The organism is Atrimonas thermophila (assembly GCF_045864955.1).
Classification (GTDB): domain Bacteria; phylum Atribacterota; class Atribacteria; order Atribacterales; family Thermatribacteraceae; genus Thermatribacter; species Thermatribacter velox.
In genome coordinates, this window is sequence record NZ_AP028803.1 from 817,111 (window position 1) to 829,948 (window position 12,838).

Genomic DNA, 12,838 nt, shown 5'->3' on the forward strand with positions numbered 1-12,838 from the left:
ACACAAAATTTATAGCAGAGAGCTTTATCTTTTGTCAATAGCGGAACAACCTTCCATCGGCTGACTCCCCAATAAGACCCTTGATTTCTAAGGCCAGAAGCACTTTGTAAAAAGTGCTTTCCTCGAGCTTGCTTTGGAGCAGCAACTCTTCTTTATGGATCCCATCAAAGGGAATAAGTTGCAACAGATTTTCTTCTGCCAGACTTGCTGGTTCCAAGTGTTCTTCCTTGGTTACTGTTTCAAAGGGTAACCTGAAGAAATCGTAGATGCTCTTTACAGAGACTACCGGATATGCGCCTTGAGCTATAAGGAGGTTGCTTCCTTCACAAGTTCTGGAGAATATTGGACCCGGCACGGCCAGTACTTCTCTACCCTGTTCCAGTGCGAAATCAACAGTAATCATGGTGCCACTTTTGATTGGAGCTTCGACAACCAGCACTCCATGAGACAGCCCACTGATTATTCGGTTCCTTCGCGGAAAATTTTCTTTTGAGGGTTTTGTGGAAGGGGGGTATTCCGAAACCAGAAGACCCCCCTTCTCCAGGATTTCCTGAGTAAGCTTTTTATGTATACGAGGGTAAAGATGGTCAAATCCTGAACCCAAAACCCCAATGGTAGGTGCATCTGCATCTATAGCCCCACGATGAGCTTCTCCGTCAATGCCTGTGGCCAGACCGCTCACTATCACTATGCCCTTTTCTGCAGCCGAGCGAGAAAGAATATGCGCAGTTCTAAGACCATAAGGAGTTGGTTTTCTGGTGCCGATTACAGCTAAGAAATACTTAGAATCTTGGAAGCGGAAATCTCCCTTGCAGTAGAGAACGTAAGGTGGATTACTAATTTCTCGCAAAAGCGGGGGATAAAGATCGAGATCCTCCAGAGTAAGTACTTGTATCTCCCTGGCCACTATTTCGCGATACAGTTTTTCTGGTTGCACCTTCTTTCTTTGCTGGTTTATCTCATAGGTCAGTCTTTCACCCAGAACGAAGAGCATTTCTTTCTCCGAAGCGTTCCAGGCATCACAGGCACTGCCAAAATGGGAAAGGAGCTTTTGAAAGCGACTCGGACCTATCCCTTTAACGTGGTTGAAAGCAACCCAGTGAGCTTTCTCCAATTCATCCATTGTATCGATACTCCAGGCGCTTTTTATCAAGCATGCGATACTGAATAGCTTCCGCAACGTGGTGCTCCTGAATGTGCTCTTTACCCTCGAGGTCTGCAATAGTACGAGCAACTTTGAGAGTACGATGGTATGCTCGAGCACTAAAGTCAAACCTCTCAACCGCGTCTTTTAGGAGTTTTACTGCTTCATTCTCTGCTACACAGTATTTTTTAATCTGACGTGGGTTCATTTCTGCATTAAGCGAGATCTGTTCCTTTTTGAAGCGTTCTTTTTGAAGTTCTCTCACTGCCTCAATTTTCTCGCGTACTTCTGAAGAGGAATAATCACTATCTTCGGAAACCATCTCTTCAAAATCCAACCTGGGTATTTCTATTTGCAGGTCTATACGGTCCATTATTGGCCCGGAAAGCTTGTTGCGATAACGAAGTATTTGCTGATAAGAGCAGGTGCAATGCTTCTTGCTGTCCCCAAAAAAACCGCATGGACAGGGGTTACAAGCGGCCACAAGGATAAATCTGGCTGGAAAGGTTACTGCCATATTAGCTCGCGATATGGTTATCCTACCCCATTCCAGAGGTTCTCGCAGAGCTTCCAGTGCGTTTCTCTTAAATTCCAGCACCTCGTCAAGAAAAAGCACTCCGTGATGGGCCAGGCTTATTTCACCGGGTTTGGGCCATTGGCCTCCTCCAATCAAAGCGACGTCTGATATAGTATGGTGGGGAGACCTGAAGGGCCGATGAGTTATTAGGGGCGCATTGTGCTCCGAGAGACCAGCTATACCGTGAATTTTGGTTATTTCAATAGCTTCCTCAAGACTCGGCACGGGAAGAATCGAAGCCAGAGCTTTTGCCAACATAGTCTTTCCAGCCCCCGGTGGACCCATCATTAAAAGATGGTGTCCTCCTGCAGCACAAACCTGCAGGGCTCTTTTGCCTCTCTTTTGCCCTTTCACATCTTTTAAATCCAGTGTAAAATCAAGTTTTTGAGAAAAATCACATTGTAAAAGGCTTTCTTTTTCAACTACTTCTTTTCCCTCGAGGAAAGCACAAGCATGCACCAAAGACCTCAACCCAAACACTGATGGATTCTCAAAAAGAGCCGCTTCTTTTGCATTAGCTTTGGGTAATATCAGTTGAAAGGATTGGTTGCTTTTGGAGAGAAAATGGGCGATGGAAAGAACTCCCCTGACTGGTTTTAACTCTCCTGACAAGGATAACTCTCCAAGGAAAATTTTTGAGTGTTCTTGATCAAAATCAATTTGCTTACTGGCCTTGAGGATACCCAGGGCTATTGCCAGATCAAAGTCGCTTCCTGTCTTTTTGAGAGACGCTGGAGCCAGGTTTACAGTTATCCTGCGAGCTGGGAACGAGAACTGAGAATTTTTAATAGCGCTACGCACTCTTTCCCTGGCCTCCTGAACGGCAGCGTCCGGAAGTCCCACTATTTGAAAAGAAGGCATGCCCGAACTTACATCCACCTCTACTTCCACCAGCTTAGCTTCAATTCCTATCACTGTAGCGCTTCGTACCTTCGCCAACAAAGTGGCTCACCTCTTTCTGAGCGGATTAAAAAGCGTCTGGAATACAGCGTATGTTGTAGTCTTTACCCTGCTTTTGAATAGCGATAATCCAGAAGCTAAAAGTCGTCCCCTCAGGATTGAGACCCTTTTTCATCATAAAATGAAGTGCAGTTTTTCGAATTCTGTCTTGTTTCAAGAAATTCACTGATTCCTCGGGATTGCCCATTTGGGTTGAAGTCCTCAACTTTACCTCAAAAAAGACAAAAGTATCACCCTTTTGAGCAATTAAATCGATCTCGCCAAAGGGTGAGCGATAGTTTCTGGCGATAATTTTCATTTTGAGTCTTTTCTCAATCCATTTGCTGGCTATCTCTTCTCCAAAGTGGCCTTGCGCTTTTGGTCTCATAGTTTTTACAAAAAGATCGGCGGTGACATTTTGCAATACCCAGTTTGCGTATTACCTGGGTGTGTATCTTGGTTGCATAGCCTTTATGTTCGCAAAATCGGTACTCAGGGAAAGTATTGTGATATAGCTCTCGCATTAACCTATCCCGAAAGACTTTTGCAACAATTGAGGCTGCTGCTACACTTTGACTTTTCTCCTCGGCTTTGGGAAAAGCTAAGGAGGGTATGGGAACCCCCTTCACTTCCAGCCAATCAAAGATTAGAAACTCTAAAGGCTGGGATAGAGTTACCCTGGAAATGGCTTCTCTAAAGGCGTACAGATTTGCGGCATTGATACCCAGAACGTCGATAAGCCTTTCACAGGCCATGCCTATGCCTATGGCAATAGCGTGCTCGCAAATAAAAGAAAAAAGGTTTTCACGTTTGCGGGGGGAAAGGGCTTTAGAATCCTTCAAAAAGGGAAACGAGCTGAATGGGGGCAAAACAACACAACTTGCGACTAACGGGCCGCCAAGTGCCCCCCTACCGGCTTCGTCAACTCCTCCAATAAACTGATAGCCTTCGCTCCATAGTTTTTCTTCAATTTTTAATGTAGGAGCCGAATTTTTTGCGGAGGCCAATATACCAGAAAAGCCTTTCCCAAAATATTCTGCCTGGGTACGTAACCCCAGAAGCGGCTGTCGTCGCTGTTTTTGCTGTTGTCGCCCAATACAAAATAGCTGTTTTCAGGCACGATATGCTCTCCTTCTCCATAATACCCTGCTTCATAATAAGTCCTGTCGAACAGCTCACCTTCCAGGGGTACGCCATTTACAAAAACTTTTCCGTCTCTTATCTCTATGCGCTCACCTGGTAACCCAACAACCCTTTTGATAAGGTTTCTTCTTTTGTCTATGGGATAACGAAAAACAATAATATCACCCCGCGAGGGATCTGTAAAGCGATAAATGAACTTGGCCACCAATACCCGTTCTCCAGGCACTAAAGTGGGGGCCATCGAGCTCGAAGGAATGTAATAGCCTTCTATCACAAAGTAACGTACTAAAAGAGCAATGACCAGAGCCCATACTACGGTTTCAATTATTTCTCGCAAAGCAGATTTTTTCTTGGCCTTAGCGTTTCTCTTCAAGACGAGATTCTTTAGCACTTTTCTCTCTAAGGTAATATAATTTTGCTCGACGTACCTTGCCACTCCGCAAAACTTCTATTTTCTCTATACGAGGAGAATATAAGGGGAAAGTCCTCTCTACGCCTACTCCAAAGGATACCTTTCGCACTTTAAAGGTTCGACCAGTACCTGAACCCCGGACTGAAATGACCAGCCCTTCAAAAACCTGAATCCTTTCCTTATCGCCTTCTACAACCTTAAAATGCACCCGTACTGTGTCACCAGGTCTTATTTCGGGAACTTCTTTCAGATAAGACGCCTCAACACTTTGTATGATTCTCGCTTTATCCATCTTCGCTATCTCCTCCCTCTACGTTGTAGCCCGGCTGCGAGACGGGAAATACTATATCATTCTTTCTCCTTTTTTACAAGATTGAGGAGTTCAGGACGAACTTTTTTTGTTTTCTCAAGCGCTTTTTCGTACCGCCATTTGGCGATAAGCTGGTGGTTCCCAGAAAGCAAAACTTGAGGAACGGAAAGATTTTGAAATACTCGAGGCCTGGTAAACTGGGGAGGACCCAGGAGGCCTTCAGTAAAGGAATCATATTCGATGGATTCACTGTCTCCAAGCACGCCTGGTATAAGTCTCACAACAGCTTCAATAATAACCAGGGTAGGAAGTTCTCCTCCTGACAGGACATAATCTCCAATGGAAATTTCTTCGCACTGTAAAAGGTCCAGCACTCTTTCGTCTATGCCCTGATAACGACCACATATGAAAAGTAAGTGCTTCTCTCTGGCTAATTCTTGGGCCTTTTTTTGATGGAAAATCTTGCCCTGTGGACTGGGCAAAATTATTCGAGGAACACTCCGGGTGTAACTCTTGATAAAGTTGACTGCCCTGTAGATCGGTTCTGGCTTCAGCACCATACCTGGACCGCCACCAAAGGGATAGTCATCCACGGTTTGATGTCGGTCCAGAGTAAACCAGCGCAGGTTATGAACCTTTATTTTCACCAGGTTTTTCTCCTGAGCTTTTTTTAATATGGACGCACTGGTATAGTTTTCTATAAGTTCCGGGAAAATAGTAACTACATCAATTCTCATTCCCAGAAACCTTCGGGGCAACTAACGATAACATAGTTTTCTTGCAGGTTAACCTCTCTCACAAACTCTTTGATAAAGGGTACAAAACTCTCTTTTTCCTGGTATTTAACTACCAAATAATCATAGTTTGGCCCTTCTATAATATCCGTAACTTCTCCCTTAAACTCGTTTTTTTCAAAAACGCGAACACCAATTAGCTCAAAGTGGTAAAATTCTCCCTCCGGTAGAGGCGGCACCTGTTTTCTGTCAACGCTGAGCAGTGCTCCTTGGAACTTTTCTACTTGTTCTCTTGCGGTGTAGTTTTGAAAGCGGACGAACATAAACCCGCTTTTTTCGCTTCGCACGTCCTCAATTTTTACTTCTACGGTTTTCCCTTCCGGAGTTTCCAGCCAGAGCACTGCTCCCGGAGCAAAACGTCCAGGAAAAGAGGTAAAGGTGGCAATCTTAAGCCACCCCTTAAGACCTTGTATTCTGACTATCTTACCTACCACTACCCTGTCTCTCTTTTTGGTAGGCATGTTCAAATGAAAATTTCACTTACTCAAGTATTTCCACAATCGCCTTTTTACCGTTTTTAACACAGGCGGCTCGGACGATGGTTCTAATCGCTTTGGCAATCCTGCCTTGTTTGCCTATTATCTTTCCCATATCTTCTGGAGCCACTCTAACCTCATAGATTACCGACTGTTCTCCCTCGACTTCCGTTACCCTGGCCTGTTCAGGGTTATCAACCAGAGCTTTCACCAAATATTCGACCAATTCTTTCACTGTTTTGCTGCCTCCTCTGCTTTAAGGGTGCTTCTAAGGATTGATTGAACCTTAGGAGTGGCTTGTGCTCCTTTGGATATCCAGTACTGGACCCTTTCAGGTTTCAGGCCCCACACTGGTGGATTAGCAATCGGTGAATAGTTGCCCAAAACTTCTATCGGTTTTCCATCACGAGCTTCTTTTGCATCAGTAACCACAATTCGATAATACGGGGCATGCTTTCTACCTATCCTGGTTAACCTTATTTTGACTGCCACTTTTTATCGACGCTCCTTTCTCACCATTTGGACTGGTATTCTTATATTTTCCATCCAAAAATACCCCTCTTGCGCAGGGGAGAAAACTTGCCTTTGTGCATTTGTTTCCATAGTTTTTTAAACTCTTCAAATTGCTTAAGCAATTTATTTACTTCCTGAATGGAAGTACCACTGCCTCGAGCTATCCTTTTTTTACGGCTTGCATTGATTATAGAAGGGTTCTGTCTTTCCTGGGGAGTCATAGAGCATATAATCGCTTCTACTTTCTTTAAATTCTTTTCCCCGTCCACCATGCTCAGGTTGCTACGCAAGTTTCCAGGAAGCATACCTACTATCTCTTCAAAAGAGGAGACACTGCGTAACCGTTTGATTTCGTCCAAAAAATCATTAAGCGTTATTTCTTCCTTTTTAAGTTTCTGAACAAGTTTTTCTTCACTTTCTTTTTCAATGGCTTTTTCTATTTTTTCTATCAAGGTCAGCGTATCTCCCAAACCCAGAATCCTGCTAGCCATTCTGTCAGGGTGAAAAGTTTCTATCTGCTCCAGCTTTTCACCTGTGCCTACCAGCTTGACTGGCCATCCAGTTTGAGAAACTATCGAAAGTACCGCTCCCCCTCTGGCATCAGTGTCTACCTTGGTGAGTATTATGCCAGTTGGTTTCACCCACTCTTCGAAACTCTTGGCTACCTTAACGGCTTCTTGTCCAGTCGTTGCGTCCAGAACCAGAAGTGTTTCCTGAAAACTTTCTTGCTCAACAAGTTCTCGAAGCTCTGCCAGGAGCATTTCTTCAACGTGCAACCTTCCCGCCGTGTCTACAATTACAACGTCATTGCTTTTTTGGCGAGCAAAAACACGAGCTTTCTTTACCACCTCAAGTGGCGATGTGGCATCCGGTTCGTCGAAGAAGTCAATCTGAGCATTCTGGGCCAGCGTCTTCAGTTGTTCCTTAGCTGCTGGACGCCTGGTATCGGTAGAAACCAGCAAGGGGAAGTGACCCTGCCTCTTAAGCCTCAAAGCAAGCTTGGCGCAAGTAGTGGTTTTCCCGGAACCCTGCAAGCCCACAAGAAGCAGGAAAGAAGGCAGTGCAGATATGTTAAGATTTTGAGTCTCTCCTCCCAAACATTTGCGGATTTCATCCCAGAGAATTTTTATAACCATTTCACCTGGGGTTACACTTTCCAGAACTTCCCTGCCTACCGCTCTTTCTTTAACTCTGTTAATCAAGTCCTTAGCAACTTTGTAATGAACATCTGACTCAAGAAGTACCATCCGCAATTCTTTAAGTATGCTCTCCACTTCTTGAGGAGACAATTTTCCTTTGCTTCTCAGCTTTTTGAAAATGCCGGAAAACTTATCAACCAAACTTTCAAACATACGTTTATATCTCTCTTTCTCCTTCCGAGTAATTTAGACGTTTGCTCAAAAAGAACAGATAGATAATAATCGCCCACACCTTTTATGTCAAGGAAGGACTTTTGTTGTAATCAATAAATTTAGTAAACAATCGCTCTTACAAATTCTTCAGGATCAAATATAAATAAGTCTTCTATCGTTTCGCCCGTTCCAACCAGCTTTATAGGTAAAGCAAGTTCTTGGTGGATTCGAAAAACGATTCCGCCTTTGGCTTGACTATCCCATTTAGTGAGCGCAACACCGGTGATAGGAATGAATTTGGCAATGTTTTCAGCCTGTAGGAAAGCATTCTGCCCAGCCAGTGCATCGATTACCAGGAGGTTCTCTACGTTTGAAGATGGTATTTCCCGGTAAATAACTTTAGATAATTTCTCAAGCTCGCTGAGCAAGTTTTTATTAACGTGAGAACGTCCTGCAGTATCTACGATGGCTACCGTATCGCCCCTCTTCTTAATCAACTGCAGGGCATCGAAAACGGCTGCTCCAGGATTGGTTCCAGAAGACGACTTTATTATATTTACTCCTGCACGCTTTGCCCAAATTTCGAGCTGTTCTTGAGCGGCAGCTCTAAAGGTATCTGCTGCAACAAGCGAAACCTTTTCTCCTTGGTCTTTAAAGAAGCGAGCAAGCTTTCCGGCAAGAGTTGTTTTACCTGCTCCGTTGATGCCCATCAAAACCACAATCTTGCTGAACTGTGGGTCAGCTTCCGGAAAGAGGCGAGCGTCGTTTTTTTCGATAATCGAATAGAGTTTCTCAAATAAGCAGCTCTGCCAGTCCTTGTGCTCGGATTTGGTGACTTGAAGCTCTTCAATTATCTCCATGGCGAGGCGGGGTCCTATGTCGCTTTGAATAAGAGTTTCCTCAAGCTGTTCCCATTCCTCCTCAGTAATAGCTTCTCGGTTCCAGACTGCGTTTAAGCGTTCTTTGATTTGTTTTTTCATAGCATCGAGATTGCTCAACCACTTCTTAAAAAGTCCTTTTGCTGCGCTCACTACTCATTCCTCCCCAAAGTTTCTGCGTGGCTTATGTAAGCTTCAGAATCAATGTTTTTGAGATAAACGGCTTTTGACACACCGTTTTCCATGGTGATACCGATTATCCGCTGAGCTACCTCCATCACTTCTTCTTGGTGGGTTACCACTATGAGTTGCCTTTGCTGGGCAAAACTCTGAAGGAGCTTGGCTGTTTTCTGAGCATTAAAATGGTCTAAATTGGCATCCGCTTCGTCCAGCAATGCAAAAGGTAGCTCTGCTACCTCAAGTAGTGCAAGCACAAAACACAGGCTGCACAGTGCTTTTTCGCCACTTGATAAAAGCACGAAATCGCGTTCTCTTTTACCAGGCAACTTTATGTAGGTCTCGACACTATTTTTTTTGAGAACCAAACGTGCTTTCCCACTCTCAAAAATTTCTGCAAAGTTTCTCATAAAAGCCTTTTGTAATTCCTTCATAAACCTCTCAAAATGATAGGTACTCATAGCGTAACACTTTTGTATCTCATGCTGAGCAAGGGTGATCAATTTCTCAAACCCGGCTATCTGCTCGTTTAGCCATTGTTCTCTCTCTAAAAGGCGTTCCATTTCTTTTATGGCACCCTGTTTGGGTGAAAGGCTGGAAATTAACTGTTGCTTCCTTTTAATTATGTTCTTCAGATCTTCAGGAGATTGTTTTGCTGCTTCCAGGAATTCTTGGCTCTTTAAGTCGATGTTGCCCAAAGTTGCCCTTTCGGCTTCCAGTTCTTGAATTTCCTGCTGTATTCTCTCTTTGCGCATCAGGAGGCTGTTATAAAACCTTTCCTGTTTATGTAACCTCTCCTGCAGCGACCTGACTGCCTCACGCATACCCCTTAATTCTTCTTTAAGAGCGTTCTGCTTCCTTTGTTTTTCTCCAACCAGCACTTTCAGTTTTTCAATCAGCATCAGTACTCTCTGAAGCTTGGAATTTTGAAGATGCCAACCAGGGTTTGATACTTGCTCGAGGTCCGTAGAACCAAAATATTTTTTTATAAACTCTATTTTTTCTCTCAACCTTTCAATTTTGGATAGATAGTTCCTTCGGGCAGCCTGGACTCGATCCAGTTCTTGTACTTTCTGCTGTTTTTTGTGGAGGATCTCCTTAAGCTGGTTTATTCTCCGCTGGAGTTTTTTTTCTAAGTGTGCCAGCTCAGCAAGGCGCCTTTCTCTTGCTTGCAATTCTCTGACAACCTTTGCTTTGTGCTTTTCTCGCTCCAAAACAAAGTTCTGGTTTTGCACTTTCTGGTCCAGAAAAAACTTCAATTTCTCTTCCATCTTGGCACAGTGTAACTTCTGTTGATGGAATGCTTGTTCTGCTTTTGAGAGCGAGTTTTCTGTGCTCCGCAATTCCTGCTCTAAAGCCCTTGCTATATCTTGCAATTTTTCTCTGCGCTTTTTCAGTACAATATGGGTTCCTGACCGTTTTCCTTGCAAAACGATTCTTTTTGGAAAAATTACGATCGCTCCACCCAGAATGATCAAATCACCTTTGGCGGTAAGTAGATTTAGCGGGGGAAGATTATCCCAAGCAGTCCCCGAAGATAATTCAAGTCTGCTTTCTTTCTGTAGGAAAGATACAAAATGCGGTGACAGGAAAAATTTGCCCGTTTTTTCGGAATCCTGGGCATAAAGCAAAGAGGGAGGTAAAACTTGAAGTTTGTCCAGTAACCAGGATATTGCCTCTATACTCTCTTCCGTAAATCCCTTACTGCGTAGCTCTCTTGCCAGGTTAATGATATGGTCTGCGATTTCTCTTTTTTCCTGGAAAACGCTTAGTTTTTGCTGTACTTTCTCTTCAAGGACTTTCAGTCGAGATAGTTTTTTCAGAAGTTCTCCCTTTCGAGCTTCAAGAGTTGAAATATGTAGAGACTTTTCCCGTATTGCCTGTTGTTCCTTCAAAATAGCATTTCTTACTCGGACAATTTCTTCCAACAAGGTCTGTAGCTTTTTTGTAGAGCTGGAGAGATCGCTTTCCAGATTTCGTTGCCAGCTAACCAGGGCAGCAATTTTTTCTTGAAGTCTAACCTTGTGCCTTCTTGCAGCACTCAAAGACTTGAGGTGCCTCTCGAGTTTTTGCTGTAGCATTTTTATTTCCTCAAGCAAGCTCGTTTTGTTTTCAGCCAACCCAAAGCAAGGCAAGTTCTTCTCCAGTGCTGAAATTTCCTCTTCCACTTCAAGCAACTTATTTCGTGCTGCCAGAGCGGTCGCAATAGCCTCTCGTTTTCGCGTAAGATAAACATACAGTTCTCTCTCTAAGACTTCTTTCCTCATAAAAAGCTTCTCTTGGAGTTGTTTGATACGTTCTATTCTTCGAGAGAGCGTTTCTAATTCTTTTTCTTTAATGGTGTTTTGCTGGTAACCAGAGTTTATTTTTTCTTCCAACATTTGGTTTTCAAGAAGTACAGCTTTTTGGCGATTTATTAAATCTTTAAGAAGTGCTTTTTTGGAGACTATTTCTTTTTCCAGGTATACCGCCTTGATAAACCGCAATTCTTCCAGCTCTTTAAGATAGCACTTTTCTTCCTCTACCAAGGGTTCAATTTGCTTAACTTGAAATGCCACTTCTTTAGCTCTTTCTTGCAACCGCTGAAATTTTGCTTTAATTCTCTCAAGCTTCAAGCGCAAATTCGTCAGTTTTTCTTCCCATTCTTCAACCCCGCTTATGCTTTTTAGAAAGTGAAATCTCTCTTCAGGCGAGGAATGGAAAAATATCTGAAGCTGCTCCTGCCCAAGTGCCATAATCCTGGTTTTGGAAGAATTCATTCCTCTTCTGGCCAGTTCACTTTTAAAATCCCTATACCTCGTGGACTGTCCATTCACCAGGTACTCGGAGATACTGGAAGCAAAAACTCTTCTTCCTATGGAGAACTCATCTTGAGCGGGGTCACATACCAGCATTTCCACAAAAGCCATCCCCAACGAAGAAACAGTGGAAGAGCCCTGAAAAATAACTTCGTGATTTCTGGTGGTTCGAAGGAACCTTGACGGGTTAGCCAGGAGCCAGTTCACAGCGTCAATAAGATTGCTTTTGCCAGAACCATTGGGTCCTACAATAACATTCAGTCCCCGATCGAATTCTATGCGGGTTGGATTAGCGAAAGATTTGAATCCCTGCAAGAAGAGCTCTTTAATTTGCATGTATAGTGGACTAATGGGGTCTATGATTTTCGGCAACCAGGGCTTCCCAAGCTTGCCTCGCTGCAGCCTGTTCAGCCTTTTTCTTGTTAGGCCCTTCTCCGTAAGCGACTATCTTCCCATTTATTTTTACCCCTACCAGATATCTGGGGAAGGCCTTGTCTTCCTGAATTACCTCGTATTTAGGAATACATTCCATCTTCTGGAGACACCACCTCTGAAGCAAACCCTTGTAATTCAGAGGCAAGAACAAAAATTCCAGACTTTCTTCTTTTAGGAATATTTTTTCAAGCACCTTTTTGGTAGCTTCATAAGAACCTGAATCTACAAAGACAGCTCCAACTACCGCTTCCAACGTACTGGAAATTATGGAGTCCTTTTCTCTACCTCCGCTTTTTTCCTCTCCTTTTCCCAATTTCACAAAACTTCCTAAATCAATCCTACGCGCTACTCTCGCCAGGCATTCCTCACTGGCCCACTTTGATTTCATCAGTGAAAGCCAGCTCCGGGGTTTATCATAGTTATAAAAGAGGTAGTCGGCTATGAATAAGCCGACTACCGCATCCCCTAACCATTCGAGCTTATCGTTACACTCTCCGTCTCTACCTTCCAGGGCCGACTTGTGCTTCAGGGCAGTTTCCAACCACTTTGGATCCCTGAACTTGTATCCTAACTTTTCTTCCAGCCGTGACAGATTTTCACAAAACTGCCCGCTCATGAGCCCAGAGAGAATTCAATCAGCTGATTTTGGATTCTATGTATTCTACAGCCTCTCCGACAGTGGTGATTTTTTCTGCGTCTTCGTCTGGGATATCAATGTCGAATTCTTCTTCAAAAGCCATTATGAGCTCCACAATGTCCAGAGAATCTGCGCCCAGATCATCTATAAAGGACGCATCGGGAGTTACCTCGTCCTCATCAACACCAAGCTGGTCTACAATAATTTCTTTTACTTTGGAGAAAACGTCCATTGTTTACACCTCCTAAAGGAG

At 43.7% G+C, this 12,838-nt stretch carries 15 protein-coding genes; all 15 read right to left on the reverse strand.

Going from position 1 to position 12,838, the window contains the following annotated elements:
- Positions 1–34 precede the first annotated feature (34 nt).
- Positions 35–1,123 (reverse strand): DNA-processing protein DprA, encoded by a 1,089-nt coding sequence (gene dprA / locus ACKTT1_RS04315; RefSeq protein ID WP_412710306.1) that lies wholly within the window; start codon positions 1,121–1,123, stop codon positions 35–37.
- Positions 1,116–2,660 carry a YifB family Mg chelatase-like AAA ATPase gene (locus tag ACKTT1_RS04320; RefSeq protein ID WP_412710307.1) on the reverse strand — a complete coding sequence of 515 codons (1,545 nt, stop codon included), beginning with the start codon at positions 2,658–2,660 and terminating at the stop codon, positions 1,116–1,118. Before ACKTT1_RS04320 ends, dprA begins: the two co-directional genes overlap by 8 nt.
- Positions 2,661–2,688: 28 nt before the next feature.
- A complete protein-coding gene (locus ACKTT1_RS04325; RefSeq protein WP_412710308.1) occupies positions 2,689–3,048 on the reverse strand; it encodes a YraN family protein in 360 nt (119 codons plus the stop codon).
- On the reverse strand, positions 2,993–3,667 hold the full coding sequence (locus ACKTT1_RS04330) for a ribonuclease HII (RefSeq protein WP_412710309.1): 675 nt from the start codon (positions 3,665–3,667) through the stop codon (positions 2,993–2,995). The genes ACKTT1_RS04325 and ACKTT1_RS04330 overlap by 56 nt, the downstream gene beginning before the upstream one ends.
- Complete coding sequence (gene lepB / locus ACKTT1_RS04335) at positions 3,634–4,140, reverse strand: signal peptidase I (protein ID WP_412710549.1); 507 nt, start codon at positions 4,138–4,140, stop codon at positions 3,634–3,636. The genes ACKTT1_RS04330 and lepB overlap by 34 nt, the downstream gene beginning before the upstream one ends.
- A gap of 19 nt (positions 4,141–4,159) precedes the next feature.
- Positions 4,160–4,507, reverse strand: a complete 348-nt coding sequence (rplS, locus tag ACKTT1_RS04340) for a 50S ribosomal protein L19 (protein ID WP_412710310.1) — start codon at positions 4,505–4,507, stop codon at positions 4,160–4,162.
- 56 nt (positions 4,508–4,563) lie between these two features.
- Positions 4,564–5,262, reverse strand: coding sequence for a tRNA (guanosine(37)-N1)-methyltransferase TrmD (trmD, locus tag ACKTT1_RS04345; protein WP_412710311.1), 699 nt, complete (start codon positions 5,260–5,262; stop codon positions 4,564–4,566).
- Entirely contained in the window at positions 5,259–5,780 is a 522-nt protein-coding gene (rimM, locus tag ACKTT1_RS04350; RefSeq protein WP_412710312.1) for a ribosome maturation factor RimM, read from the reverse strand. The genes trmD and rimM overlap by 4 nt, the downstream gene beginning before the upstream one ends.
- Before the next feature lie 19 nt (positions 5,781–5,799).
- Positions 5,800–6,030 carry a KH domain-containing protein gene (locus tag ACKTT1_RS04355; protein ID WP_369017358.1) on the reverse strand — a complete coding sequence of 77 codons (231 nt, stop codon included), beginning with the start codon at positions 6,028–6,030 and terminating at the stop codon, positions 5,800–5,802.
- Positions 6,027–6,287 (reverse strand): 30S ribosomal protein S16, encoded by a 261-nt coding sequence (gene rpsP / locus ACKTT1_RS04360; protein ID WP_369017357.1) that lies wholly within the window; start codon positions 6,285–6,287, stop codon positions 6,027–6,029. Before rpsP ends, ACKTT1_RS04355 begins: the two co-directional genes overlap by 4 nt.
- Positions 6,288–6,328: 41 nt before the next feature.
- On the reverse strand, positions 6,329–7,660 hold the full coding sequence (ffh, locus tag ACKTT1_RS04365; RefSeq protein ID WP_369017356.1) for a signal recognition particle protein: 1,332 nt from the start codon (positions 7,658–7,660) through the stop codon (positions 6,329–6,331).
- A 119-nt stretch (positions 7,661–7,779) separates the two neighbouring features.
- Complete coding sequence (ftsY, locus tag ACKTT1_RS04370) at positions 7,780–8,691, reverse strand: signal recognition particle-docking protein FtsY (protein WP_412710313.1); 912 nt, start codon at positions 8,689–8,691, stop codon at positions 7,780–7,782.
- Positions 8,691–11,885: an AAA family ATPase gene (locus ACKTT1_RS04375; RefSeq protein ID WP_412710314.1), complete on the reverse strand. Its 3,195-nt coding sequence runs from the start codon at positions 11,883–11,885 to the stop codon at positions 8,691–8,693. Before ACKTT1_RS04375 ends, ftsY begins: the two co-directional genes overlap by 1 nt.
- Positions 11,860–12,564 (reverse strand): ribonuclease III, encoded by a 705-nt coding sequence (gene rnc / locus ACKTT1_RS04380; RefSeq protein ID WP_369017353.1) that lies wholly within the window; start codon positions 12,562–12,564, stop codon positions 11,860–11,862. The genes ACKTT1_RS04375 and rnc overlap by 26 nt, the downstream gene beginning before the upstream one ends.
- Before the next feature lie 19 nt (positions 12,565–12,583).
- On the reverse strand, positions 12,584–12,817 hold the full coding sequence (locus ACKTT1_RS04385) for an acyl carrier protein (RefSeq protein WP_369017352.1): 234 nt from the start codon (positions 12,815–12,817) through the stop codon (positions 12,584–12,586).
- Positions 12,818–12,838 lie beyond the last annotated feature (21 nt).